The organism is Pseudoalteromonas sp. TB51 (genome assembly GCF_000498055.1).
Taxonomy (GTDB): domain Bacteria; phylum Pseudomonadota; class Gammaproteobacteria; order Enterobacterales; family Alteromonadaceae; genus Pseudoalteromonas; species Pseudoalteromonas atlantica.
Genome location: NZ_AUTO01000216.1, coordinates 25,806 through 49,242 on the forward strand (window position 1 = coordinate 25,806; position 23,437 = coordinate 49,242).

Below are 23,437 nucleotides of genomic sequence, written 5' to 3' on the forward strand. Positions count from 1 at the left end.
TAGGGTTTAATGAGCAATATCGAAATGCAAAATTGATAACACCTTTTTAATATTACATTGTTAGCGCGCGACTTGCCGGCGTTTTAAAAGTGATTATGTCACCACTGAGAGCCCAGAGAAGTAAAGGAGAAGAACTTTTTCTCAGTGCAGCGCGCAGCGCCTCAGTGCCCTCGGTGGTAAGTTTTTTAACAAACACCTAAAGTGGTTTTATCACCACAGAAAACATGCAGCAGTGAAGAAGTAATAATTAGTTGTAGACGCGCATCTTGCTGGCGTTTAAAAGCAGCGCTTTTACGTTGTGTTAAACCCCTTTGATAAAGCTATGAGAAGCTTCGCTTCTACGTGAGCAAGCTCTACGTCTCCATTAAAAAATTAGCGCGGTAGCAAAATTGTTTATAGGTGATTTGCCTGCTTGTGAAACAGGCAAAATTTATAAAGTATTTTTTAATTAGCTTTTATAACCATTAGGGTTATTTGATTGCCAACGCCATGTGTCTTCCATCATGGCATCTATTCCACGCACCGCTTTCCAGCCTAGCTCATTAAGTGCTTTTTCTGGCGCGGCGTAACATGCAGCAATATCGCCAGGGCGACGAGGCGATACTTGATAAGGAACGTCTTGGCCGCTGGCTTTTATAAAGGCGTTAACCATTTGCAGTACAGAGTAACCATTGCCTGTGCCAAGATTATATACAAGTGCGCCGGTATTGTCGGCAATTTTATCAAGCGCTTTTAAGTGCCCCATCGCTAAATCTACAACGTGAATATAGTCGCGCACACCAGTGCCATCAACGGTGTCGTAGTCATCACCAAATACAGCAAGCTGCTTTAATTTACCTACTGCAACTTGGGCAATAAATGGTAATAAGTTATTAGGAATACCATTTGGATCTTCGCCAATTAAGCCTGACTCATGTGCGCCCACTGGGTTAAAGTAGCGTAAAATAGCAAATGCAAAACGCTCATCTGATTTAGCAATATCTTGCAGCATCATCTCAACCATCAGTTTTGATGTGCCGTACGGATTAGTTGTGCCACCTACCGGGAAGTCTTCTTTAATCGGTAAGCTTGCAGGGTCGCCGTAAACTGTGGCTGATGAGCTAAATACTAATTTAAATACGCCTGCATCACGCATGGCATCTACAAGTGTAAGCGTACCTTGTACGTTTGTTTGATAGTACTCAACAGGTTTAGCTACCGACTCACCCACTGACTTTAAGCCTGCAAAATGAATAACGCTCTCTATGGTATGCCTTGTAAAAATGGCATCTAAAAAAACTTTATCAAGAATGTCGCCTTGGTAAAACGTGGCTTCTTTGCCTGTGATTTGCTTTACGCGTGCAAGCGACTCTTTTGATGCGTTACTTAAATTATCAACAACAACAACTTCGCTGCCTTGCTGTAAAAGTTCTAAAACGGTGTGTGAGCCTATGTAGCCTGCGCCGCCTGTTACTAAAATTGCCATGAATGCTCCGTGGATACCTTTTTCAATTATCTTAATTTCATCATATATTCTTACTATTTACATGCTTTATTTTAAAAGCGTATTAAAATAGGTTAATTAAGTAATGGTTAATAAACTAGTGTTAAACTTGTATGGTCTATTACTGGGCTAAGTCTAAATAATTAGTACTGCCCCTTTGGAGAATGCTATGAATTCAGTTAAAACAATCGCTATGGCAATGTGTATTACATTACCTGCATTTGCACACGCTGGAGAATCTGTAGTTAAGTGGCAAGATTTTAAAGACTACCGCGATGTGCGCGCTTCTAGTCAGGGTAAAGCGTCGTACCATAAACAAATTGCTACTCAGTTCGAAAAACATTTTTCTAAACTGGCCGAGCAATTGCCAAAAGGCTACAAGCTAAATTTAGAAATAACCGATATCGATTTAGCAGGGGACGTACGCTATGGCGGTATGGATGAAATACGCGTAGTAAAACCTATTTATTTTCCGCGCATTAAGCTCAATTACTCGCTAAGCGATAATAAAGGGAGTGTAGTGAGTGAAGAGGACGATGTAGAGCTTAAAGACATGGGCTTTATGGATAAAATTAAAATGGGTCGCGACGAGCCGTTTTTTTATGAAAAACGCTTAATAACCGAATGGTTTGGCGAGCAAATTTTAGCAAGCATTGATTAAATTAAACTTGCCACCAACAATGGCAAGTTACAAAATCAAAATGACTTAAAGTAAGCAACTATTGCAGACTAAAAAAGCGATTTATAGTTTTCCTTATTAAAATTAGTTTTATCAAGCGGAGCTTAAATATAAGTAGGCTTTTTTATCATTTTGATTATGCGTACAAAGAGAGTTATTAGCTTTTGCATTTCAAGCTGGCAATTAAGTGATTAAATTACTTTTTGATTGTGTTTTTATCAATATAGGGATGTACCCAACTTTACATTAAAAATTTTTGCTGCTAATTTAAACTAATGTCATCAGTGTAAGTGTTCTGGTTTATTGTTTTAAATTGAATGTGTTGTACTTGCGTTGACTTTTGATAGTTCACATGGAGAAGATTATGAAAAGTTTAAAATTACTAACGTTAGTAATGGGTTTAAGTTCTATTGGTATTGCACAAGCTGGTGAGTCTGCAGTTAAATGGCAAGATTTTGACAATTACCGCGATGTGCGTGCAGCAAATCAATCACCAACTTCTTTTGAAAAGCAAATTACTATTAACTTTGAAAAGCATTTTGCGAAGTTAGCTGAAAAATTACCAAGTGGATATAAATTAAATGTAGAGGTTGCAGATCTTGATTTAGCAGGTGCTATTGAGTTTTCTGGCGCTAAAAAAATAAGAGTAATTCAACCATTTCATTACCCACAAATTAAGCTGTCTTACACGGTAACTAATCCGCAGGGTGAAGTTGTGAACCACGCCACAGAAGTGTTATTAAAAGATAGAGGCTATTTAGATAAAATTAAGCGCTCAACCTCTAGATCATTTTATTATGAAAAACGCTTAGTAACTAACTGGTTTCATTCAAAAGTTTTATCTAATATAAGTTAAATACAGTTACAGAATAAATAAAAATGCCGATAAACATTATCGGCATTTTTTGTATTTGATGTTTACTAAATTAAACTTTAATTTTTAGCTACTTAAACGTAGCGAGCAGGGTAAGTAACTGTTGTAGCTTAATAACCGTTGTTTTAAGCTTTTCTTCATCAAAACCATCTGTGCTTAAGCTTTCTACATCGGCTGCTACATCAAGTACGTATGGCTTAAAGCGTTTAGCTTCAAAACTAAATCCGGCATCAGCTGGGAACAAGGCTTTAAATTTACCGTGGCCTTGTTGCTGTAGCTCATCTAGTTTTTTGTCGGCATCAAGTGCTTGGCGATAAACAATTTTTAAGTTAGCGTTGAGTTGTTCAATTATAGAATCCATGGTTTTCCTAAAGCTTTGTACTGCATTGCCGATATAGTACTTGGATTACATTTAAATGTCAGGTTGATTAAGGCTTATAACGATGAATATATCAGGTGGAAATCTACCCGCTATGTCTAGCTCTGGCCAAGGTGGTGAAGTATATACCGCTGCTTTGTCTAAAAAGCAGCAATTAGCAGATGGCGCAGCAGCACTTGCACTAATTGAAGGTGCTGCCCAGCCAACAAGTGCGCAATCACCGGCTCAGTCGGTCACTGCAACACTGGGTAACAATGTGAATATATACGTTTAAACTAACTTAAGGTCGATAGGTGTTTTGCTTTTTTGACCGCCTATTTCTCTTACTAATTTAGGCACTAAAAATCCAGGCAGGGCTTTTAATAGTTCTGCCATTATTTTTATTGCCTGTGGCTCTTCTATATCAAAGTGGCTTGCGCCTTCAACCTTATCTAGCAAATATAAATAGTAAGGCAGTACGTCTGCATCAAATAACGCCTCGCTTAAATTTATTTGTGCCTCAACGGTGTCGTTCACCTCTTTTAAAATAACTGCCTGGTTTAATAACGTCACGCCTGCTTGCTTTAGCTTTTGCATGGCGGCTTTAAACTCGTCATCTATTTCGTTGGCGTGATTTATATGGTTAATAAATATAATTTTTAGCGGTGATTGCTTTAGCCTCGCGCACAGCTCATCGGTAATTCGCGCAGGTATAACAACAGGCAAACGGCTGTGTATTCGCATGCGTTTAATTTGAGGTAATTGTTCAAGCTCATCTAAAAACCAGCTAATGGCATCGTCTTTGGCCATAAGTGGGTCGCCACCACTTAAAATCACTTCGTTTATGTTGGCATCTGATTTTATATAGCTCAGCGCATCAAGCAGGCTTTTTTTATTAAGCTGGTTTTCTTGATACGGGAAGTGGCGTCTAAAGCAGTAACGGCAATTTACTGCACAGCCAGTTTTAAACATAATTAAAACACGGGATTTATATTTATGTAAAAGCCCTGGCTGCTCGTTGTCTTGCTCTAGTAAAGGGTCTTTATTAAAACCTGTTTTGGTTAAAAACTCTTGATGGCGTGGCATAACTTGTAGCAATAAGGGGTCGTTTGCATCGCCCTTGCGTATTTTTTTTATAAAAGGGACTGGCACGCGTACCGGAAATAAACTGCGGGCTTTTAGGTCGTTTTCATGGGCTTGGCTCGATAAACCGACCATTTCAAGCAAGGTTTTTGGGCAGGTAACTACATTTGCTAATTCTTTTTGCCAGTTTTTATGCAAATTTGCTTCATTTCTTTGTATCATTGGCACGTAGATTACTCGAAAAAAATTAAATAGAGGAAACGATGGCGAATTATAGCACCAACGAGTTCAAGGGCGGCCTAAAAATTATGATGGACGGCGAACCTTGCAGTATTTTAGAAAATGAAATGGTAAAACCTGGTAAAGGCCAAGCGTTTAACCGTGTTCGTATCCGCAAACTTATCTCTGGTAAGGTGCTTGAAAAAACCTTTAAATCGGGTGAATCAGTTGAAGGCGCCGATGTAATGGATACCGACTTAGCGTACCTATACACAGACGGTGAGTTTTGGCATTTCATGAACAACGAAACATTCGAACAAATTGCCGCTGACGAAAAAGCACTTGGCGATGCCGTTAAATGGTTAGTTGAAAACGATGTATGTACTATTACATTATGGAACGGTAGCCCAATCGCGGTTACTCCACCTAACTTTGTTGAGCTTGAGATCACTGAAACTGATCCTGGTCTTAAAGGCGATACAGCGGGCACAGGCGGTAAACCTGCAACGCTTAGCACTGGTGCAGTAGTACGTGTTCCATTATTCGTACAAATTGGTGAAGTAATTAAAGTAGACACCCGTAGCGGTGAATACGTAGGCCGTGTTAAGTAAGCTTGAGTACGGTTTATAAAATCCCGGCTTAAGCTGGGATTTTTTTTGGAGAAAATATGTCAGCAACACCTTGGGCACCTAGTGCAAGCATAAACACCCTTAAGCAACGTGCAGCCATACTGCGAACCATTCGTGAGTTTTTTTATACGCGTAATGTAATGGAAGTAGAAACACCGAGCTTAAGCAGTGCCAGTGTAACCGATGTGCATTTAGCAAGTTTTAATACACAGTTTGTAGGCCCAGGCCACGCTGGTGGCTTGCCTCTTTATTTACAAACATCGCCTGAATTTGCAATGAAGCGTTTGCTAGCAGCAGGCTCAGGGCCCATATTTCAGCTTTGTAAGGCATTTAGAAACGAAGAAGCGGGGCGCCATCATAACCCCGAATTTACCATGCTTGAGTGGTATCGCCCTGGGTTTGATGAGTTTGCATTAATGGATGAAATGGATGAGCTAATGCAGCTCACTTTAAATGTAGAACCTGCAGAGCGACTGACTTACCAGCAAGCATTTGAGCAAGTGTTAGCGCTTGACCCATTAACAGCTACGCTTAGACAATTGCAAACACTTGCCTGCGATCACGGTTTTGCCGATATAGCCGAAAACGAAACCAATAAAGATACCTTGCTGCAGCTGTTATTTTGTATGAAAGTAGAGCCAACTATAGGGCAAACTAAGCCGTGTTTTGTGTATCACTTTCCGGCATCGCAAGCGGCACTGGCACAAATTTGTGAGCATGATAACCGCGTAGCAGGGCGCTTTGAGCTTTATTATAAAAATATGGAATTAGCGAACGGCTTTAATGAGCTAACTAATGCTAAAGAGCAGGCAAAGCGCTTTGATGAAGATAACGCCTATCGCGCTGCTAATGGGTTAAACCACGTGCCTATGGATACCCGGTTAATCGCCGCTCTTGAGCACGGCTTACCTCAATGTGCAGGCGTTGCTATGGGTATAGACAGGTTAGTTATGCTAGCCACCGCTAGAGATACAATAAAAGAAGTCATCGCGTTTGATGTAGATAGGGCGTGATACTAGGCCTGTAGGCGCCTTGCTGCTGGCGCCTTGATATAAAATCTATTTGCGCTTTTTATTTTTGGCGTGAGCAAGCTTCACGCCTACCAATAAAAAAGCACCGCAATTGTCACAAATGCGGTGCTTAATAATGTATGTTTGATTACTGAGTATACAGCTTACAGCTTGGCAAACACGTCTTGTAGTGGTGGCACTACTTGCTTTTTACGGCTTAATACGCCATCNTAGCCATACTTTATCTTCGCTCGGCTTTTCACCGTAAGCTTGCTCTACAAGGTTTGCATCATCTGAAGCGATCAGCATTTGTGAGCCTTCTTTCATGATGTCGGTAAGCAGTAAAAATACTGAGTGGCGGTTGCCTTCAATTTTTAGCTTAGCAATATCGGCTTCTAAGTCTGCTTTAATTTCGTCAAACACTGCAAGGTCAATAACCTCTAGCTGGCCAATACCCACTAGGTGACCGTTCATGTTGAAGTCTTTGAAGTCACGCATTACTAAGTCACGCACAGGGGTGTCTTCAACAGCTGACTTAACACGGAACATGTCCATGCCTAGTTCTTTAAAGTCTTCAATGCCGGCAATTTCTGCTAGGGCTTCTACACATTTAATATCAGCCGTTGTACAGGTCGGCGATTTAAAAATAACGGTATCGCTTAAAATTGCACATAGCATGATGCCAGCAATATCTTTAGGGATTTCTACGTTGTAGAAGTCATACATCATTTTAATAATGGTGTTTGAACAGCCTACCGGACGGATCCAGCACTCAAGCGGTGTAGATGACGTTAAATCGCCTAGTTTATGGTGATCGACTACGCCAACAACACGTGCTTGGTCTATATCATCTGGTGCTTGTGTTTTTTCTGTGTGGTCAACAATATATACATCTTCGCCAGCGTAGCTTAATTTAAGCTCAGGTGCTTCGAAGCCAAATTTATCTAGGATAAATTGAGTTTCTGGTGACACTTCACCAAGGCGTGTTGGAATTGCTGGCTCATCGATTTGGTTTTTTAAATAAGCAAGTGCAATTGCACCACAAATAGAATCTGAATCTGGGATTTTATGGCCCACTACATACATAGACATTGACGGAACTCCTTTAAATTTGCCGATATTCTACCAAAGTCTGTGGCCTTTAACATATAGACAGTGCAATTAAGTTTTAGTTACACTTTAAAATCTTGAATTTACTGGGTGTATAAATATGCGACTGGGCCGCAAAGGTTGGAACAACGTTATTATTTTTTCGATGTTGATTATGATCTTCTTTTTAAATGGCTGGCATAAACAGTTTTTAGGGGGCGAAGACGAGCCTACATTACAACCGGTACTGCCATTACAAAGTTTTGTGTTAACACTGAGCTTTGTTGATCAGAAAATTGAACGTATTGGTACAAGTTGGCGTACAACCGCATTAAAAGAAAATACGCCCGTGAGGTGGGATGCATCACAGCAGCAATTAGCTGAGCTAATTAACCATTGGCAAACGGCTGCATTGATGCAGGTAAATGAGTCTGTTGTATTTAATCCAAACTCACCATTGTACGTGGCCACCTTTGAGTTGGCTGGCGAGCGCTTACCTTGGGTTTATTTACTGTATAAAGGTAACGGTAAGTATTATTTGTTGGAAAAAAATAGCCAGCGCGTGATGGGGCTTGATTTAGCGACTGCAAAGCAGTTATTTCCAAGTGTTGATTTTTCAAAAAGTGAGTTGCATTAATGCCTGAATTACCAGAGGTAGAAGTAAGTAGACTGGGGATCACCCCGCATGTAGAAAACCAGGTAGTGACGAAGGTAAATATTTATAATGCCAGCATGCGATGGCCTGTGCCCGATGATGTTTATCAGTTAGAAGGGTTGAGGGTAGAGCGAATTGAGCGCCGTGCAAAGTATTTATTGCTGCACTGCGAATTAGGGAGTGCTATTTTACATTTGGGAATGTCGGGTAATTTGCGCGTTGTGGATAAACGCGAGCCGCTTAAAAAGCATGATCATGTTGAGTTTGTTCTTAGTAATGACAAGGCGCTGCGATTAAACGACCCTCGCCGGTTTGGTTGCTGTTTATGGCAAGCACCGGGGGATGTTCATAAGTTACTCTCAAAACTTGGCCCTGAGCCGCTAACGGATGATTTTTTTGCAAAGCGTGTATACGAGCAATCGCGAAATAAAAAAGTCCCCGTGAAGCAATTTATTATGGATAACGCGGTGGTGGTGGGCGTAGGTAATATTTATGCCAATGAGTCGTTATTTAAGGCGGGAATACACCCAAAACGCGAAGCAGGAAAAGTATCGCTAAAGCGATATCAAAACCTGATCCCTATTATTAAAGACACTCTAGCAGCGGCAATAACACAAGGCGGTACAACCCTTAAAGACTTTGCCCAAAGTGATGGCAAACCAGGTTATTTTGCACAGCAGTTGTTAGTGTACGGGCGAAAAGGAGAGGCGTGCGTAACGTGTAAAACGCCACTTGAAGAAATTAGGCTAGGGCAGCGCAGTACGGTGTTTTGTAAGCACTGCCAAAAATAGCCGTGTTATAGCTCAAATGGCGCCACGCCGACGGCTTTCATTTTATAGCCCACTTGGGCTATTTCACCAGACCAGGTTTCGGTACTGATAACGCCGGTAACAACAATCGCATCATACAGGCTCTCTATGGGTACGCCGCCTTTTACTGTTACATGAACGATTTGATTTGGCGGCGGGGGCGGTACGTGAATACACGCGCCAAAGTATGGCACAAGCAAAAACTCAGTAATAACTTCACTGTCGCCCTCAAGTGGGACAACAAACCCCGGTAAGCTCACTGATTGGCCATTTAATGCTTCAACCACAGGAGCATCTAGCTCTGGTTGCACCCAGTTTTGTTCACTGCCTTCGTGGTTAGCCTGTGCTTGGGTATCTATTTGTACATGCCCTTGTGGGATTAAGTCTTCCCAAAAAATTTCTTTCGGCGGGTTTGCACTACTGACAAAGCTAATAAGTAGGCAGCTTACTAGCGTGCAGTAATAAAGCGCGGATTTAAAAAGTATCATGAAATTCCTAAAGTTAAGTTTTTATACTCATACCATCGCTAAGCGAATAAAAGTAAGCGCGGGTGGCTGGTATTAAGCCAATTATAAACCCAGCGGCCATAATAACGCCTATTAAAGTGAGTTCATAGTAAGAGAGCATGGCAATATTAACGCTTATGCCTGCATGGCTTTGCAAATAGCTGCTACTGATAAGCATAACGCCATAATACAAACCACAGCCAACTAGGCAGCCTAATAACGTTGTAAATAACGACTCCATGCTTATTAGTGTAAATAGCTGCCATGGCCGTGCGCCGACTGAGCGCAATATAGCAAGTTCTCTTCGGCGTTGATTTAAATTGGCCAGTAGTGTGGTCAACATGCCCAATAAACTGACTAATATAACAACGCCTGAAAACAGTAAGAGTACTTTTTCGACAATGGCGAGCATTTGCCACAGCTCTTTTAAGGTCACTGTGGGCATAATGGCCAGAAGTGGCTCTTTTTTGTATTGGTTGATATTACGCCTAATTTGCAATGTGTATAAAGGCGAGTCGAATCCCATTAAAAACGCAGTAATTTGGCTTGGCTCACCGATTAGGTTGTTATGCTCATCGTGCTCATCGTGCTCATCGTGCTCATCGTGCTCATCGTGCTCATTATTCGCAGAATGTGAACCACCATGTATTAAATCAATAGCTGCTAGAGGTATGTGTAAGGTTTTATCTACTGGCGTGCCAGTGGCGTTTAAAATACCGATAACAGTAAACGGGTTGTCTTTATGATGATGAAAGCTCGTATTACCCATGCCGTGTGAGATTACTACGTTATCACCTAGTGTATACCCTAAACGGCTCGCTACATCGCTGCCAAGTACCACCTGGTTTAAATGCTCAAACGCGTGGCCTTGTTGAAAACTTAACGTTTGCTTTTTACCAAAGCGATAGTGGGTAAAGTAATCGCGGCTTGTACCTAGTACAGCTTGGCCTTTGTGGCTGTCGCCTAAACTAATAGGAATGCTCCATTTAACACCACGCTGAGCTGCGATGTACTGATAACTTTGCCAGCTCACCCCATTATTTGCGTAACCTATTCTAAATACAGAGGAAAGCAGTAATTGAATATCGCCGGTGCGGGCGCCTACAATTAGGTCTGTCCCAGAGATGGTATTACTAAAGCTGGTTTTTGCATCCACGCGAATTCGCTCAATACTTAGTAAAAGCATCACGCTAATGGCAATGGTAAACAATGTGAGCAGTACACTTGCTCGGCGATTTAGCAAACTTTTATAAGCTAACTTAGTCAGGATCATAACTGCTCCTGTAAGCTAACTAGGCTAATAGCACGATTAAATAGCGGTTTTAATGTTTCGTCATGGCTTACAAAAACTAACGTACTGTTGGCGCGCTTAGCCTGTTCGAATAACAGCTTTATAAAGCTTTCTCTATTTGCGGTATCGAGTGCCGAGGTGGGCTCATCAGCAATTATAAGCTCTGGGCTGCCAATAAATGCGCGAGCGGCGGCAACCCGCTGTTGCTGACCAATGCTGAGCGAGGCAACATCTTTACTATGATAAGACTCACTTAAGCCTAATGCTGTTAATAAGCGTATCGCTTCTTTTTGTAAGCTTGGCTTGGGCGCTGTTGTTTGCTGTAAGACTTTTTGTTTTCTGCTTTTTGAAAATTCACAGCCAAGCGTGACATTCTCAATGGGTGTTAAATACGGTAATAAATTAAAGTTTTGAAAAATATAGCCAATATTCTCCGCTCTAAATACATCTCTTTGCGTATTGCTAAGTGTATTTAAATCGCGATTTAAAATACGTATGTTGCCACTACTTGGTGTGTTTATACCTGCCAATAGCGCAAGCAGGGTTGATTTACCGACGCCGCTGGGACCATGTAAAAAAATATGCTCGCCTTTATCAATTCTAAGGGTTGGGATATTTAGCGTAGGCTTGGCATCATTTTTATGCCATTTAAAGGTTACATTATCAAGCTCAATCATACAGTGTGGTGTTACCAACCCCAATACTTGAGGTCTTTACGCATTTTAAAGCTTCTAATTATATTTATTGGCTTTGGTTTAAGTTTGTCGCTTTTGTGTAAAAACTCATTAGCTTCGTTAAGCACGCGTAAACTAGATTTACCGTCGCTATAAGGGTGAATATCTAGACAATAATTTTCAATATGCTGCATTAAATTTTTAGGTCTCGTTAATGCGTGCTCTATTGCTGCTTCTATTTTATCAGCCTCTGTCACATTGATTAAATGAGGCTGAGGCTTTTGATTTCGAAATGTAACAACGGGCTTTCTTAGTAATAAAAACATTAATAGCACCGATGATGTATCACACAGCATTATATCAGCCGCTTTGAGAAGAGGGATCACATTATCGGTTTCTATAAAGGTTAAGTTTTTATTATTTAATGCTTTATATTTATCTACCCATTCTTGGGGCATTTTAGGATGAAATTGCATTAAAATACGCCACTTCCCTTGCAGGCTAAATTGCTTTATTTGTTCATATAGTTTGGGAGCTAGTGACAGGTTTCGTGAAAAAGTAGAGCAAATTAGTAGTGTAGGACGTGGATCATTATTTACATAAGGGTTGTTTAGCGTATTACTAAAAAGAGGGTCTAATGTTGGCCAGCCTGTTTCTACTACTTTAAAAAAACCATATTGTCGCGCCAACTCTTTAAACTTGGTGGTGGTATTGGGACCCTGCGTACAGTATAAGTCGAAACACCCACGAATATTAAAGTGATCTTCTTTCCCTCTTCTATTTAGTTTTCCTGAATTAAAACCATGAAAAACAGCTACTTTTTTACCAGGAATAAAACTTGGAACAATATTACCAGGAATAAAAACTAAATCTGGATTCCATTTCTGGGTAGCGGGAATCGAGTTTAAACGCTTTTCATCATCATCTAAAAAGTCGGGGTTTACTTCATTACCCGCTAAAAACCACCGAACTTCTCCACCATGGGCTAAAATTTGCGCCTGAAGCGGCCTTAAAATAGCGTATGAATAATTTTGCGAAATATACATTAGGTATTTTTTATTTGCGGTCGCAGTTAGGTAGTCCAAGCGTTACTCCTCTAGTTAGCAAGCTAAGTTTACCGCATTATTACAGCCATATAAATATTGCGTGGCTATTTAACCTGAGCTCTGGGTAATAAACCTATCTCTAGCAGCTATTTTCAACGCTAACTGCGTTGAGTTTACTTACAATAGGCCAGCTATTGTAAGTAAATTCGCCTTGTTTTCATTGAAAATCTCTGGCTAGAGAAAATAAATTTAAATATCACCATAATACAACACGCCCTAGTCAGTCTCTTAACCAGAGTTCAGGTTATTTAGTTTTCAGTGCTGATTGAGCTTTAGGGCAGGCTGATTTATTATATAGCGCTTATAACCCCATACCATACTTTGCTCTATGAGCATCCCTAACCCCGGAGATAGCATGACTAGCTATAAAGTTTTAGACGTAAACGATGACTTACCCATTCGCACTAAAGGTGCTGTACACAGCGGTAAAGTTCGTTCGGTTTATTGGCTAACAGATGAAGACAGCGCACGCCTCATTAAAGAAAAAAACTATAAAGTTCCGCAAGGAACTGAGCTGGCAATTATGGTTATTTCAGACCGTATTTCTGCTTTTGATTGTATTTGGCAAGGCGAAAATGGCTTAAACGGCGTGCCGGGTAAAGGTATTGCGCTTAACTCTGTTGCATCTCATTGGTTTAAGTTATTTGATAAAGCTGGCCTTGCGGGTAACCACATTGTTGATATTCCACACCCTTATGTATGGATTGTACGCAAAGCAAGTACCGTAAAAGTAGAAGCGATTGCGCGCCAATATATAACCGGCAGCATGTGGCGTGATTACAGTAAGGGGGTTCGCAACTTTTGTGGCATAGACTTACCTGAGGGCTTAAGAGCAAACCAAAAGCTTGAAAACGTACTAATAACCCCTTCTACAAAAGGTATTATCGAAGGCGTGGTTGATATTCCACCTGTTGATGATGTGAATATTACGCGCGCTAATATCACTGATAATTTAGACGTATTTAATTTTAAATCGGCAGAGGATGTGACTAAATACGAAAAGCTATTGGTTGAGGGCTTTAAGCTAATTAGTGAAGAGCTGGCAAAGCTTGATCAAATATTTGTAGATACAAAATTTGAGTTTGGTTATGTAGAGGATTTAGACGGAAACCAACAGCTTATTTATATTGATGAAGTAGGCACCCCAGATTCTTCGCGCATATGGGATGGTGCGGCTTACCGCGATGGTAAAATAATCGAAAACTCTAAAGAAGGGTTCCGCCAGTTATTAATTTCTACTGTGCCAGAAAGTGACGTGCTGTTAAATAAAGACCGCATGGATGAGCGTGAGCAGCTTGCTAAAGACTTTATTTTACCAGAATCGGTCATGCTTGAGGTGTCTAACACTTATGTAGGCATTGCCAGTAAAATCATTGGTAAAGAGATTGTAATTCCAGAAGATCCTCGCCAAGAAGTAATTAATATTTTAGATACTGATTACGGTCTTATTGTAAAATAGTACAACTAAAGTATTAAAATAAACAAAGCCCAGTCTTTATTTTTAGTTACTGGGCTATATTCCTTGCAATTAGTGCTGGTCTCTAATTAACTTAACCTAAGATTAACTTTTAGGTATTGATATGTTTAGGCAAGTGCAGCAAGTTTTTAATAAAAGAGGTTATTTACTCGCCGCTACTTTATTTTTTAGCCAAGGCGTACTGGGTGCAAATATTGATTTAGTAATTCAAGACCAGCATGGTCAACCACTAAAAGACGCAGTCGTTGAGCTTTATAAGGCGACAAAGTCAGAGCGCACTACGTTACCCGTTGCGGTAATGGACCAAGTACATAAAGCGTTTTTGCCTGATTTACTGGTGGTGCAAAAAGGCCAGCAGGTTAACTTTCCTAACAGCGATAATATTCGCCATCATGTTTACTCTTTTTCTCAGGCTAAGCCCTTTCAGCTAAAACTCTATTCAGGCCAACCTAAAGAGCCTGTAATTTTTGATCAACAAGGTGTTGTTGTACTAGGCTGTAATATTCATGACTCTATGGTTGGCTATATTTATGTAGCCAATAGTGAACACGTTTATAAAACGAATAATACGGGTAAGTTATCCTTAGACATAACGCCGTTACCGACTACGCTGAGTGTGTGGCATGCGCTACAAACTGCACCGTTGGAAAATAAAAAAATGATAACAATAAACAATAATAATGAGTTACTAATTAAGGTTAATACCTCCACCCCAGCACCGCGAAATACTTTTGGTAGTAAGTTTAAGGGCGGTAATGACTAACAGTTTAAAAAACCGCATTATTGTTTTATGTGTAGGCTTAGTGTTACTGACCACTATGGTGAGCATTGTTAGCTTTTGGTGGTCTACAAGTAAATTTCAAGAAGAAAAAGTAAATCAAGATATTAGCGTAGCGCAAAATGTATATAAGCAATATCTGAGCGCAAAAGAAAGCCTACTGCTTACTGCTGCTAAAGTACTCACTGCCGACTTTGGCTTTAAGCAAGCGGTTGCCACTCGCGATGCAGGCACCATAAGTAGTGTGTTGTTTAATCACAGCCAGCGTATTGATGCAGAGCTTATGCTACTGATTGATTTATCAGGTAAATTAATTTCAGCCAATACTAATGCAGATTTGTACCCTCAAAATTTAAAGCCGTTACTGGATGAGTTATTAACTTCGCCAGAGCAATCGAGCTTTGTTGTTCTTAATAATCAGCTATATCAAGTTATTTTACTACCTGTAAGGGCGCCTAGAACCGTTGCATACAGCTTAGTGGGTTTTAAAATTGATGACGAAGTCGCCCTCGAGCTTAAAAATCTAACAGGAATGGATGTCAGCTTTATTGCTGAGCAGGACAACCTCGTAAGAAGCTCGTTGCTTAATCGCCCAGAGGTTTTTTCACCTAAAAACTACTTTAACACTACCACTACAACGCGTTTGTTTGGTGATTATCCTGTATATAAAAACCAAGATATTATGTTGCCCTCCCTACAAGGGGATGCGGTAACAATTTTGCTCAGTGCTGATTTAACGCAAAGCTATAACGATTTTGAAAACTTATTGTTTACGCTAATTATTATGGCCATTTTAACGATGCTGGTGGGGGTTATTACCAGTAGTTTACTGGCAAATAACTTAACAACCCCACTCTCACAGCTTGCAGTTATTGCCAGGCAATTTGCACAAGGTAATTACGCATTTGAATTTAATGCATCTAAACAAAGTACCGAAATAGCAACCCTTGCTAACGCCTTTGATAACATGGGTAACGATATTAACGAGCGTGAACAAAAAATTAGTTTTCAGGCACGCCATGATTCGCTTACAGGCTTTTATAACCGCTCGGCTATGCTTGAAGTACTCGATGGTGAGCTGACTCCCTCTACACAATACACCCTAGTTGCTATTGATATAAAAGGTTTACGGCATATAAACGATAAGCTAGGCCCACGCGTAGGCGATGAATGTTTAAAAGCGGTTGCCAATCGAATTAGTGGCTTTTCGGACGAACTTGGCGGCTTTCATGCGCGTATTGGTGGCGATGAGTTTTTAACTGTGTTTCCAAGTGCCGCTGCCAGAGAGAAAAAAAGCGGTATAGTTGGTTTAATGGCACAGCTATTAGCGTGTTATATCATTAAAACGTTAAAAATTAACTTACGCTTTAGCGCTGGGGTTGTCGAGTATCCTATGCAAGGCCTTGCCAGCGATGATTTAATGCGACGCGTACTTATTGCCGTAGACAATGCAACAGATAGCCAAGACAGTATTCATTATTACCAAAATGGTGAAGACGAAGCGCATTTAGAACGCCTTAAAATGTTAGATGAGCTTAAACAAGCCATTAGCGATGATGATGGGCAATTATTTATGACCTATCAGCCTAAACTGCATTTACACACACAAAAAATAAATAAAGTCGAATCACTGATCCGCTGGCAACGTAAAGATGGCAGCTGGGTAAACCCAGAACTGTTTATTGATTTAGCCGAGCAATCGGGGCTTATTGTTGAGCTTACATCATGGGTTGTTAACACTGTGGTTTCTCAGGTGGCTGATTGGCAGGCTAAAGGGATTGAAATGCAGGCAGCAATTAATGTATCAGCACAAGATATTGCCTCACCGAGTTTTCATTCAGCGTTAGTGCGTACTCTAAAAAAATACAATGTTGATCCAACCCTCATTACTGTTGAATTAACTGAGCGCGACATGATTGAAAATGAGGAAAAAGGCATAAAAGCATTACAAAACTTAAAAGCCATCGGTGTAAAAATTTCATTGGATGATTATGGCGTAGGGCAAACATCACTGGGGAGATTAAAAATGCTGCCTATTGATGAGCTAAAGTTAGATAAGTGCTTTATTTTAAAGTTAGATGAGTCGCGCAAGGATCAACACATAGTGCAGTCGTCTATTACCTTAGGGCATCAACTAGGCTTTAGCGTTGTTGCAGAGGGCGTTGAAAACAGAGATTCGTTAGACTTACTTAAACTTATGCATTGTGACCATGCTCAGGGTTACTACCTAAGTAGGCCTTTAAAAGCAGAATTATTAGAACAGTGGCTAAAGGAATATTATGAAAAAAGTTAAGTGTTTATTACTTGGGTTATTACTTAGCTCGAGCTTTTCTGGTTTAGCAAGCGATGGTAAATTATTAGCGACCCCCGGGGTTTCGCAAATAGAAGGCAGTGGGGGCGGCGGTATTGTGCCTTGGGCACAGCTTGCAGGTTACGCCAGCGAAGACGAGTTCTCTGTGAATGGCTTTTGTAGCCGTGCAGATGTAACAGACTACACTTTAGATGTATGTGGAGCACAAGTTAACCTATTTAATCGTGTAGAACTTAGCTACGCTCAACAACGTTTTGACGTGCCTGCACTTGATACCGAAATAGAGCAATCTATCACGGGCGCTAAAATTCGTTTATACGGCGATATAGTTTACAGTGACTGGCCGCAATTGAGTGTGGGTATACAGCATAAATCCCTTGATGATGGCGCTGTTGCGACCCTCGTAGGTGCACAAGATACTAGTGGCACTGATTACTACCTTGCAGCGAGTAAACTCCACTTAGGCGCTGTAGGGGGGCTTAACTGGTTTTGGAACGTCACAACTCGCTACAGTGAGGCTAATCAACTCGGTTTGCTTGGTTATGGTGGGGCAAATGATGATGCAAAAATTTTATTTGAAGGCAGCACGGCTGTGTTTTTGAGCCGAAGTGTTGCCGTAGGTATAGAGTATAGGCAAAAGTCTAATAACCTTAATTTGGGTGAACAAGACTGGAAAGATTTATTTGTTGCTTGGATGCCAAACAAGCACGTGAGTGTCACCGCCGCATACTTAGATTTAGGTAGCATTGCAGGTGCGAGCGATCAAACAGGGTGGTACTTATCGGTAACAGGGTATTGGTAATGAAAAACGTTGTCATTTTATGGTTGTGTTTAAGTGCCCTGGCAGGGTGTGCAAGCTCAACAAATTTATCGCTTTATCAACAGCTTGATGGCCGAGCGGGGCTTACGCGTATTGTAGACAGTTTTATTTACCAAATAGGTAATGATGAACAAGTACTGCATTATTTTGAACACAGCGACATAAGCCACTTTAGAGAAGGCTTTATTATGCATATGTGTATGCTAGTTGATGGCCCATGCAAGTACAAAGGAGATTCTATGGTAGATATTCATACTGGGATGCACATAACTGAGAAAGATTTTAACCATGTGGTGGACTTACTTGTCAATGCGATGGAAGAGCAAAATATTAGCCATAGCATACAAAATGAGATTCTATCTAGGATGGCACCGCTGCGTAGTAAAATAATAAGAATTTAGGTAACATCTGTAAATTATTTACTCGTAGCAGTGAACCTTACTTTTGTAATAGTGTCCACTTAGTATTATTTCCTATAAACAATAATTGGCGCGCACAGATTGTATGTCTTACCTATTTATATCCCGCAAAAATGTACACGCAAAGTACTATAAAAAAATAATCAAAAAGCTGAGTATGGATTGCCAACTGCATGTTATGGGGGCGCCAAAGCTTTCAGCTATACACTATTTAAGTAAAGCGTTTAAAGTTGATTTTAACGATGTTATTAATGCACAACTAAAACGTAAGCGCGCCCGTAATAACCTTTGGAACAATGCTTTAGTATCGGCGGTTTACAAAGTGGGGCTGTGCTTTTTTGAGCGTTTACGTTACGCAAAATATTTAGCTTTATTAACGGAAGTTAACCCTGATGTAATGGTGATATGGAATGGAAATAAACTGCCTAATACTACCGTTGCTATGGCTGCCAAGGCACTGGGTATTAAGCAATTTTATTATGAAAATGGTTTGCTTCCGGGTACCACCAGTTTAGACCCTCAAGGGATTAACTTTAATGCGTCGCTAAGTCGAGATCCTGATTTTTATTTAAATTTTAATGCAAATAATGCCTTAAACTTTGATGCACCGGCGCTTGTCCCACGAGAAAACCATAAAAAACGCTGTGATTTTGCAGCTGAAAATATACCTGAACGCTACATATTTGTGCCTTTTCAAGTGCCTCACGATACGCAATTAGCGAGCTTTTCGCCATGGATTGACTCAATGGAAATGCTATACGATGAAGTTGTTAGCGCAGTGAAAGCATTGAACGACCCTAGTTTAAAGGTCGTTTTTAAAGAACACCCGTCGTGGCACAAGCATTACACCCATTTATACGATAAAGACCCAATTGCACTATTTGCAAACGGCAATAAAACCTGTGAACTTATTGAATGCGCAGAAGCGGTGATCACTATCAACTCTACGGTCGGTTTAGAAGCACTGTTACTAAATAAGCGCGTAATTACTGTAGGGCAGGCTTGTTATAATATAGAAGGCTTAGTTAAGCATGCTGATACTCGTGAGGGCTTAGCTGCCCAAGTAGCAGATGTAGCTCAAGGATGGCAGTTTAATCCGCAGCTACGTGATAAGTTTTTTTGCTATTTAAAGCATGTGTATAGTGTGCCGGGCGTTTGGAAACACGCCGAAGAAGAGCATATCAAAGCAATTGAGTTACGTTTTAAAGGGGCGGATAAATTTGCACAATACAGCAACAATGTGCCCAACGAACTTATTTAACCGCGTATTGTATATCAACATGTTGTGATTTAGCTGTAAGGACAATTTTTACAGCCATTTTTACAGCATGTACCTCGCTTTAAAAAAAACCATTTACTAAACACCATGTAGCCATTTTGCATGGTGTAGTCTAGCCCTTCAATTAAATTGTCATTACCTCTAAATTTTTTAGCAAACTCAATTTGTGCTTTGATTGGCTGAGTATAAATATGCGCTAAATAAGCGTTTATTTTATTAAGCGTACATTGCGGGCATAAACAGCTTGTTGCTGACTCTTCAAGCGGTAAAATAGCAGGTAGTTGGTTACACCAGCATGCGTTTATATCGTTTACATTACAACTAAGCGCAGTGTGGCATTGTGAGCAGTTTAATCTCGTCATTTTAAGTCTTATCAGCAGTAGAACAGCAAGAATAACAAATATTATGAATATACAAAAAGCATTGGCCGAATTTATTACCTTTGGTGAGCAAAGAGATGATGCTATTAGCGTGATTATTTCTACTCCAGCAGAGGAAAGTGCTCCCGGTTATACACTCACAAAGCCGGTATTGATTGACGTGCTAACACGTTGTGTAAACCACGAAATAGAGATAGATGATTTAGAGTTATGGGCAAATGTGGTTGAATCGCGAGATGATATAAATTGCGCCGAACACGAAGGGGTTATTTTTGCGCTCAGTAATAGCGAGCAAATGGGTGAACTTGATAAGCGTAAGCTGACTATATTGTTGAAGCTGCTACAGAGCTAAGCGTAATTTAGTAATGATTGTATTTAAACCGTTTTAAATTATCATCAGGTGCAGCGAAATCAAACTTAGCTTATAGATTAACATTGCTCTGAACTCAAAACCGTGAACTACGAGAACAGAGCAATGTGATAAAACGTCTTTATTCAGAGGGCTTACAGCTCTTCACTTTCTTTAATTGTTGCAAATGCGGTGTTTAAACGCGTTACTGTTTCAGGCAGTTGGTCGTCTAAAATGTCTGCTTTATCAGCACCCCATGCTAGTACCACTGTTGAGCCTAGTTTAAAGCGGCCCATTTCTTCACCTTTTTTAAGGGTAATGGCGTTTTCGCCTTTAGTAGGGTAGTTCCAGCTAAACACATCGCTACCGGCGGGTGGTGTTACTGTGCCTGCCCAAACAGTTTCTATGCTAGCTACAATGGTTGCGCCTACTAGTACCATAGCAAGTGGGCCAATTTCGGTTTCAAAAATAGCCACTACACGTTCGTTACGAGCAAATAAATTAGGGACATTTCGCGCTGTAAGCGGGTTTACCGAAAATAAGTCGCCCGGTACGTAAATCATTTTACTTAGTGTGCCGTCTATAGGCATATGAATACGGTGGTAGTCTTTTGGCGCTAAATAAATGGTAGCAAATTTTCCGCCTAAAAATGGTGTTGTATCATCTTCAGAGCCACCTAATAGTGCTTGTAGACTGTAGTCATGACCTTTTGCTTGTATTAGCTGCCCATCAACAATGTCGCCCAGTTGGCTAATAGCACCATCAACAGGGTGAGTAATTACGTTCTCGCCTTGCGCCATTGGACGCACACCATCTTTTAATGGGCGAGTAAAAAATTCATTAAACGTTTTGTAGTGCGCTGGGTCTTCATACAAAGCCTCGTTCATGTCTACTTTATATTGTTTAATAAATAGTTTAATGAGCGTTGTAGTTAAAGCACCTGCTTTTGCTGCTGCTAATTTACCTACTACGCGTGAAATAAAGTGCTTTGGCATTGCATACTGCATTGCAATTTTAAATTTGTCTAAACTCACAGATTGTTTCCTAAATTAAACGCGAGGTGCGCGTGCACCAGCACGGCCATCGGCCATTGTTTCTAAAATACGGTGGTAGCTGTCGAATCGCAATTGCGAAATATCGCCATCGGCTACCGCTTGTTGAATTATACAGCCTGGGTCGTTTAAATGCTTACAGTCTCTAAAACGACATCCACCTATAAACTCTCTAAATTCTTTAAAGCACCAGGTTACCCGTTCAACATCTAAGTGCCATAAACCAAACTCACGTATTCCCGGTGAGTCAATTAGGTTACCACCACTTGGTAGGTGATGTAAGCGCGATACAGTGGTGGTATGTTGCCCTAAGCCACTGTTTTCTGATACTTCTTTAGTTAATATTTCGGCATCAGGAAGCACAGTGTTAACTAAGGTTGATTTACCTACGCCACTTTGACCAACAAAAATATTATTTTTATCAACCAGTACGTTTTTTAAATCATCTATGCCTTCGCCGGTTACACTACTTACAAGCAGTACCTGATAACCAAGGCCTCGATAAATATCGAGTACTTTTTGAATTTCATTTAGGCCTTCGTCGTCGATTAAATCGATTTTATTAAGTACTAAAATAGGTTCTATACCCATGTCTTCACAGGCAATTAAGTAACGGTCGATAATACTGGGCGTAAACTCTGGTAGTACCGCTGAGACCATTAAAATTTGATCAATATTTGCTGCGATTACTTTTACGCCATCGTAAAAGTCGGGACGCGTAAGCTGAGAGCGGCGCTCTTGTGTTGCTTCAATAACGCCTGCTAAGTCGCCTTCACTTACTTTTGCGCGGCGAAATAGTACTTCATCACCACACACTAAGTTAGTAACGGTACGGCGAATATTACAGCGTAATACGTCACCTTCTTGTGTTTCTACATCGGCGTGTTGGCCAAAACGGCTTATCACGACAGCGTTTTCGGTTGCGCCCAAATTATCTGTTTGCCACTCTTGTGCGCCACCTTTTGCCAATTTTGTATCGGCATTATTTAAGCGCTTTTGATGATTAGCCTTGATCCTGCGAGATTGGCCTTTACTTAATTTTTTCTGTTTTGCCACTTTTGGCCTATAACCTTGGTTTAAATGTCGGCTTTGCGTATAAAAAAGCTTTAGCTCGACGGTTGATGCTAATATGATATATCGAAATGCGTTGGATCTAAAGAAAAGCACTGTTTAAGGTTACTATGACTATTAATGAATCTAATTTAATTTGGCTTGATCTGGAAATGACTGGACTTGAGCCGGCCACAGATAAAATACTCGAAATTGCAACAGTAGTAACTGATGCCGATTTAAATATACTCGCGGAAGGGCCTACTATAGCTATTCACCAAAGTGATGAGCTGTTAGATGGCATGGACGAATGGTGTACTACACAGCATGGGAAATCAGGTTTGACGGCCCGTTGTAAAGCCAGTACATATGATGAGGCTTATGCGGTTGAACAAACGCTTAATTTTTTAAAGCAGTGGGTACCTGCGGGTAAATCACCTATGTGTGGTAACTCAATAGGTCAAGACAGACGCTTTATGAATAAGTATATGCGCGAGCTTGAAGACTTTTTTCATTATCGAAATTTAGATGTAAGCACAATTAAAGAGCTTGCCCGACGTTGGAAGCCTGAGGTACTAGAGCAGGTAAATAAAAAAGGCTCTCATTTAGCTCTCGATGACATTAAAGATTCTATTATGGAATTAAAGGTGTATAGAGAAAAATTCTTTAATTTGTAAAAAACACTTGCAAACACATTAGATTATTGTAGAATCCTGCCCCGCTCAAGACGATAACCCTCGCGGGGTTGGTGTGTTTGAGTGGTTTAAATACCATCAGTAAGTGCGGCTCTAGCTTAGTTGCCAGAACGTAGGACGCGACCTGTCGCGCATCAACGGACAAATTACTGACAATCTTTAAAGCGGCACTAGCTCAGTTGCCAGAACGTAGGACGCGACCTGTCGCGCACCAACGGACAAATTACTGACTAACTATGAAGCGGCACTAGCTCAGTTGGTAGAGCGCGACCTTGCCAAGGTCGAGGTCACGAGTTCGAGCCTCGTGTGCCGCTCCAATTTCTCACCAAAGAAATTGGAGTATTGAATGAAATGTAATGCGG

At 40.6% G+C, this 23,437-nt stretch carries 25 protein-coding genes, 1 tRNA gene and 1 pseudogene; 16 read left to right on the top strand and 11 right to left on the bottom strand.

The window, feature by feature from the left end:
• Positions 1–448: 448 nt before the first annotated feature.
• A complete protein-coding gene (galE, locus tag L650_RS0111925; RefSeq protein ID WP_029773262.1) occupies positions 449–1,465 on the bottom strand; it encodes a UDP-glucose 4-epimerase GalE in 1,017 nt (338 codons plus the stop codon).
• A 187-nt stretch (positions 1,466–1,652) separates the two neighbouring features.
• On the opposite strand from galE, the gene L650_RS0111930 reads away from it, so the two are divergent.
• Positions 1,653–2,144: a DUF3016 domain-containing protein gene (locus tag L650_RS0111930; RefSeq protein WP_004587951.1), complete on the top strand. Its 492-nt coding sequence runs from the start codon at positions 1,653–1,655 to the stop codon at positions 2,142–2,144.
• Positions 2,145–2,526: 382 nt separating this feature from the next.
• Positions 2,527–3,018, top strand: coding sequence for a DUF3016 domain-containing protein (locus tag L650_RS0111935; RefSeq protein WP_029773263.1), 492 nt, complete (start codon positions 2,527–2,529; stop codon positions 3,016–3,018).
• A gap of 88 nt (positions 3,019–3,106) precedes the next feature.
• Here L650_RS0111935 and L650_RS0111940 read toward each other — a convergent pair whose 3' ends face one another.
• On the bottom strand, positions 3,107–3,397 hold the full coding sequence (locus L650_RS0111940) for a hypothetical protein (RefSeq protein WP_004587953.1): 291 nt from the start codon (positions 3,395–3,397) through the stop codon (positions 3,107–3,109).
• An 82-nt stretch (positions 3,398–3,479) separates the two neighbouring features.
• On the opposite strand from L650_RS0111940, the gene L650_RS0111945 reads away from it, so the two are divergent.
• Positions 3,480–3,689, top strand: coding sequence for a hypothetical protein (locus tag L650_RS0111945; protein ID WP_024031488.1), 210 nt, complete (start codon positions 3,480–3,482; stop codon positions 3,687–3,689).
• Here the strand turns inward: L650_RS0111945 and epmB are convergent.
• Positions 3,686–4,699, bottom strand: a complete 1,014-nt coding sequence (epmB, locus tag L650_RS0111950) for an EF-P beta-lysylation protein EpmB (RefSeq protein ID WP_029773264.1) — start codon at positions 4,697–4,699, stop codon at positions 3,686–3,688. The genes L650_RS0111945 and epmB overlap by 4 nt on opposite strands.
• A gap of 41 nt (positions 4,700–4,740) precedes the next feature.
• Between epmB and efp the strand changes: the two genes are divergently transcribed.
• Complete coding sequence (efp, locus tag L650_RS0111955) at positions 4,741–5,307, top strand: elongation factor P (RefSeq protein ID WP_004587956.1); 567 nt, start codon at positions 4,741–4,743, stop codon at positions 5,305–5,307.
• Positions 5,308–5,363: 56 nt separating this feature from the next.
• Complete coding sequence (gene epmA / locus L650_RS0111960; RefSeq protein WP_029773265.1) at positions 5,364–6,338, top strand: elongation factor P--(R)-beta-lysine ligase; 975 nt, start codon at positions 5,364–5,366, stop codon at positions 6,336–6,338.
• Positions 6,339–6,499: 161 nt separating this feature from the next.
• On the opposite strand, the pseudogene L650_RS0111965 reads toward epmA, so the two are convergent.
• Positions 6,500–7,427 (bottom strand): annotated as a pseudogene (locus tag L650_RS0111965) (manganese-dependent inorganic pyrophosphatase).
• A 118-nt stretch (positions 7,428–7,545) separates the two neighbouring features.
• Here L650_RS0111965 and L650_RS0111970 point away from each other — a divergent pair.
• Positions 7,546–8,061 carry a hypothetical protein gene (locus L650_RS0111970; protein ID WP_004589064.1) on the top strand — a complete coding sequence of 172 codons (516 nt, stop codon included), beginning with the start codon at positions 7,546–7,548 and terminating at the stop codon, positions 8,059–8,061.
• Complete coding sequence (gene mutM, locus L650_RS0111975) at positions 8,061–8,870, top strand: bifunctional DNA-formamidopyrimidine glycosylase/DNA-(apurinic or apyrimidinic site) lyase (protein ID WP_029773266.1); 810 nt, start codon at positions 8,061–8,063, stop codon at positions 8,868–8,870. Before L650_RS0111970 ends, mutM begins: the two co-directional genes overlap by 1 nt.
• A gap of 5 nt (positions 8,871–8,875) precedes the next feature.
• On the opposite strand, the gene L650_RS0111980 is transcribed toward mutM, so the two are convergent.
• From L650_RS0111980 to L650_RS0111995, 4 genes are read right to left on the bottom strand one after another with little or no spacing between them, the layout of a single operon-like run.
• Positions 8,876–9,376: a DUF3299 domain-containing protein gene (locus tag L650_RS0111980; protein WP_004589066.1), complete on the bottom strand. Its 501-nt coding sequence runs from the start codon at positions 9,374–9,376 to the stop codon at positions 8,876–8,878.
• Between the two features lie 13 nt (positions 9,377–9,389).
• A complete protein-coding gene (locus L650_RS0111985; protein ID WP_029773267.1) occupies positions 9,390–10,667 on the bottom strand; it encodes an ABC transporter permease in 1,278 nt (425 codons plus the stop codon).
• Positions 10,664–11,362, bottom strand: a complete 699-nt coding sequence (locus tag L650_RS0111990) for an ABC transporter ATP-binding protein (RefSeq protein WP_029773268.1) — start codon at positions 11,360–11,362, stop codon at positions 10,664–10,666. Before L650_RS0111990 ends, L650_RS0111985 begins: the two co-directional genes overlap by 4 nt.
• 11 nt (positions 11,363–11,373) lie before the next feature.
• Positions 11,374–12,444: a CDP-glycerol glycerophosphotransferase family protein gene (locus tag L650_RS0111995; protein WP_029773269.1), complete on the bottom strand. Its 1,071-nt coding sequence runs from the start codon at positions 12,442–12,444 to the stop codon at positions 11,374–11,376.
• A gap of 376 nt (positions 12,445–12,820) precedes the next feature.
• On the opposite strand from L650_RS0111995, the gene L650_RS0112000 reads away from it, so the two are divergent.
• From L650_RS0112000 to L650_RS0112025, 6 genes are all read left to right on the top strand, one after another.
• A complete protein-coding gene (locus L650_RS0112000; protein WP_029773270.1) occupies positions 12,821–13,924 on the top strand; it encodes a phosphoribosylaminoimidazolesuccinocarboxamide synthase in 1,104 nt (367 codons plus the stop codon).
• A 121-nt stretch (positions 13,925–14,045) separates the two neighbouring features.
• Positions 14,046–14,705 carry a methylamine utilization protein gene (locus L650_RS0112005; protein WP_029773271.1) on the top strand — a complete coding sequence of 220 codons (660 nt, stop codon included), beginning with the start codon at positions 14,046–14,048 and terminating at the stop codon, positions 14,703–14,705.
• The gene (locus L650_RS0112010; protein ID WP_029773272.1) at positions 14,698–17,013 is read left to right on the top strand and encodes an EAL domain-containing protein; all 2,316 of its coding nucleotides are present in this window, start codon (positions 14,698–14,700) and stop codon (positions 17,011–17,013) included. Before L650_RS0112005 ends, L650_RS0112010 begins: the two co-directional genes overlap by 8 nt.
• A complete protein-coding gene (locus tag L650_RS0112015) occupies positions 17,000–17,833 on the top strand; it encodes a DUF3034 family protein (protein WP_029773273.1) in 834 nt (277 codons plus the stop codon). The genes L650_RS0112010 and L650_RS0112015 overlap by 14 nt, the downstream gene beginning before the upstream one ends.
• Entirely contained in the window at positions 17,833–18,252 is a 420-nt protein-coding gene (locus L650_RS0112020) for a group I truncated hemoglobin (RefSeq protein ID WP_029773274.1), read from the top strand. Before L650_RS0112015 ends, L650_RS0112020 begins: the two co-directional genes overlap by 1 nt.
• A gap of 175 nt (positions 18,253–18,427) precedes the next feature.
• On the top strand, positions 18,428–19,531 hold the full coding sequence (locus L650_RS0112025) for a capsular biosynthesis protein (protein ID WP_085065483.1): 1,104 nt from the start codon (positions 18,428–18,430) through the stop codon (positions 19,529–19,531).
• A gap of 29 nt (positions 19,532–19,560) precedes the next feature.
• Here the strand turns inward: L650_RS0112025 and L650_RS0112030 are convergent, their stop codons facing one another.
• Positions 19,561–19,911, bottom strand: a complete 351-nt coding sequence (locus L650_RS0112030; protein ID WP_029773276.1) for a DUF5522 domain-containing protein — start codon at positions 19,909–19,911, stop codon at positions 19,561–19,563.
• Positions 19,912–19,954: 43 nt separating this feature from the next.
• Between L650_RS0112030 and L650_RS0112035 the strand changes: the two genes are divergently transcribed.
• The gene (locus L650_RS0112035; protein WP_029773277.1) at positions 19,955–20,281 is read left to right on the top strand and encodes a hypothetical protein; all 327 of its coding nucleotides are present in this window, start codon (positions 19,955–19,957) and stop codon (positions 20,279–20,281) included.
• Positions 20,282–20,433: 152 nt separating this feature from the next.
• Here the strand turns inward: L650_RS0112035 and asd are convergent, their stop codons facing one another.
• The gene (asd, locus tag L650_RS0112040) at positions 20,434–21,312 is read right to left on the bottom strand and encodes an archaetidylserine decarboxylase (protein WP_004589055.1); all 879 of its coding nucleotides are present in this window, start codon (positions 21,310–21,312) and stop codon (positions 20,434–20,436) included.
• 15 nt (positions 21,313–21,327) lie between these two features.
• On the bottom strand, positions 21,328–22,386 hold the full coding sequence (rsgA, locus tag L650_RS0112045) for a small ribosomal subunit biogenesis GTPase RsgA (protein WP_004589056.1): 1,059 nt from the start codon (positions 22,384–22,386) through the stop codon (positions 21,328–21,330).
• Positions 22,387–22,511: 125 nt separating this feature from the next.
• Between rsgA and orn the strand changes: the two genes are divergently transcribed.
• Positions 22,512–23,057, top strand: coding sequence for an oligoribonuclease (gene orn, locus L650_RS0112050; RefSeq protein ID WP_004589057.1), 546 nt, complete (start codon positions 22,512–22,514; stop codon positions 23,055–23,057).
• A 259-nt stretch (positions 23,058–23,316) separates the two neighbouring features.
• Positions 23,317–23,392: transfer RNA gene (locus tag L650_RS0112055), tRNA-Gly, on the top strand.
• The last annotated feature ends 45 nt before the right edge of the window (positions 23,393–23,437 follow it).

Bases quoted from the DNA above. Each gene is read 5' to 3' on its own strand.
- L650_RS0112030 (WP_029773276.1), bottom strand. From the start codon at position 19,911: ATGACGAGATTAAACTGCTCACAATGCCACACTGCGCTTAGTTGTAAT.
- L650_RS0111980 (WP_004589066.1), bottom strand. From the start codon at position 9,376: ATGATACTTTTTAAATCCGCGCTTTATTACTGCACGCTAGTAAGCTGC.
- galE (WP_029773262.1), bottom strand. From the start codon at position 1,465: ATGGCAATTTTAGTAACAGGCGGCGCAGGCTACATAGGCTCACACACC.
- L650_RS0111970 (WP_004589064.1), top strand. From the start codon at position 7,546: ATGCGACTGGGCCGCAAAGGTTGGAACAACGTTATTATTTTTTCGATG.
- epmB (WP_029773264.1), bottom strand. From the start codon at position 4,699: ATGATACAAAGAAATGAAGCAAATTTGCATAAAAACTGGCAAAAAGAA.
- L650_RS0111945 (WP_024031488.1), top strand. From the start codon at position 3,480: ATGAATATATCAGGTGGAAATCTACCCGCTATGTCTAGCTCTGGCCAA.
- L650_RS0111985 (WP_029773267.1), bottom strand. From the start codon at position 10,667: ATGATCCTGACTAAGTTAGCTTATAAAAGTTTGCTAAATCGCCGAGCA.
- L650_RS0112035 (WP_029773277.1), top strand. From the start codon at position 19,955: ATGAATATACAAAAAGCATTGGCCGAATTTATTACCTTTGGTGAGCAA.
- efp (WP_004587956.1), top strand. From the start codon at position 4,741: ATGGCGAATTATAGCACCAACGAGTTCAAGGGCGGCCTAAAAATTATG.
- L650_RS0111930 (WP_004587951.1), top strand. From the start codon at position 1,653: ATGAATTCAGTTAAAACAATCGCTATGGCAATGTGTATTACATTACCT.
- epmA (WP_029773265.1), top strand. From the start codon at position 5,364: ATGTCAGCAACACCTTGGGCACCTAGTGCAAGCATAAACACCCTTAAG.
- mutM (WP_029773266.1), top strand. From the start codon at position 8,061: ATGCCTGAATTACCAGAGGTAGAAGTAAGTAGACTGGGGATCACCCCG.
- L650_RS0112005 (WP_029773271.1), top strand. From the start codon at position 14,046: ATGTTTAGGCAAGTGCAGCAAGTTTTTAATAAAAGAGGTTATTTACTC.
- L650_RS0112015 (WP_029773273.1), top strand. From the start codon at position 17,000: ATGAAAAAAGTTAAGTGTTTATTACTTGGGTTATTACTTAGCTCGAGC.
- L650_RS0111940 (WP_004587953.1), bottom strand. From the start codon at position 3,397: ATGGATTCTATAATTGAACAACTCAACGCTAACTTAAAAATTGTTTAT.
- L650_RS0111935 (WP_029773263.1), top strand. From the start codon at position 2,527: ATGAAAAGTTTAAAATTACTAACGTTAGTAATGGGTTTAAGTTCTATT.
- L650_RS0112000 (WP_029773270.1), top strand. From the start codon at position 12,821: ATGACTAGCTATAAAGTTTTAGACGTAAACGATGACTTACCCATTCGC.
- L650_RS0112025 (WP_085065483.1), top strand. From the start codon at position 18,428: ATGGATTGCCAACTGCATGTTATGGGGGCGCCAAAGCTTTCAGCTATA.
- L650_RS0112020 (WP_029773274.1), top strand. From the start codon at position 17,833: ATGAAAAACGTTGTCATTTTATGGTTGTGTTTAAGTGCCCTGGCAGGG.
- orn (WP_004589057.1), top strand. From the start codon at position 22,512: ATGACTATTAATGAATCTAATTTAATTTGGCTTGATCTGGAAATGACT.
- L650_RS0112010 (WP_029773272.1), top strand. From the start codon at position 14,698: ATGACTAACAGTTTAAAAAACCGCATTATTGTTTTATGTGTAGGCTTA.
- L650_RS0111990 (WP_029773268.1), bottom strand. From the start codon at position 11,362: ATGATTGAGCTTGATAATGTAACCTTTAAATGGCATAAAAATGATGCC.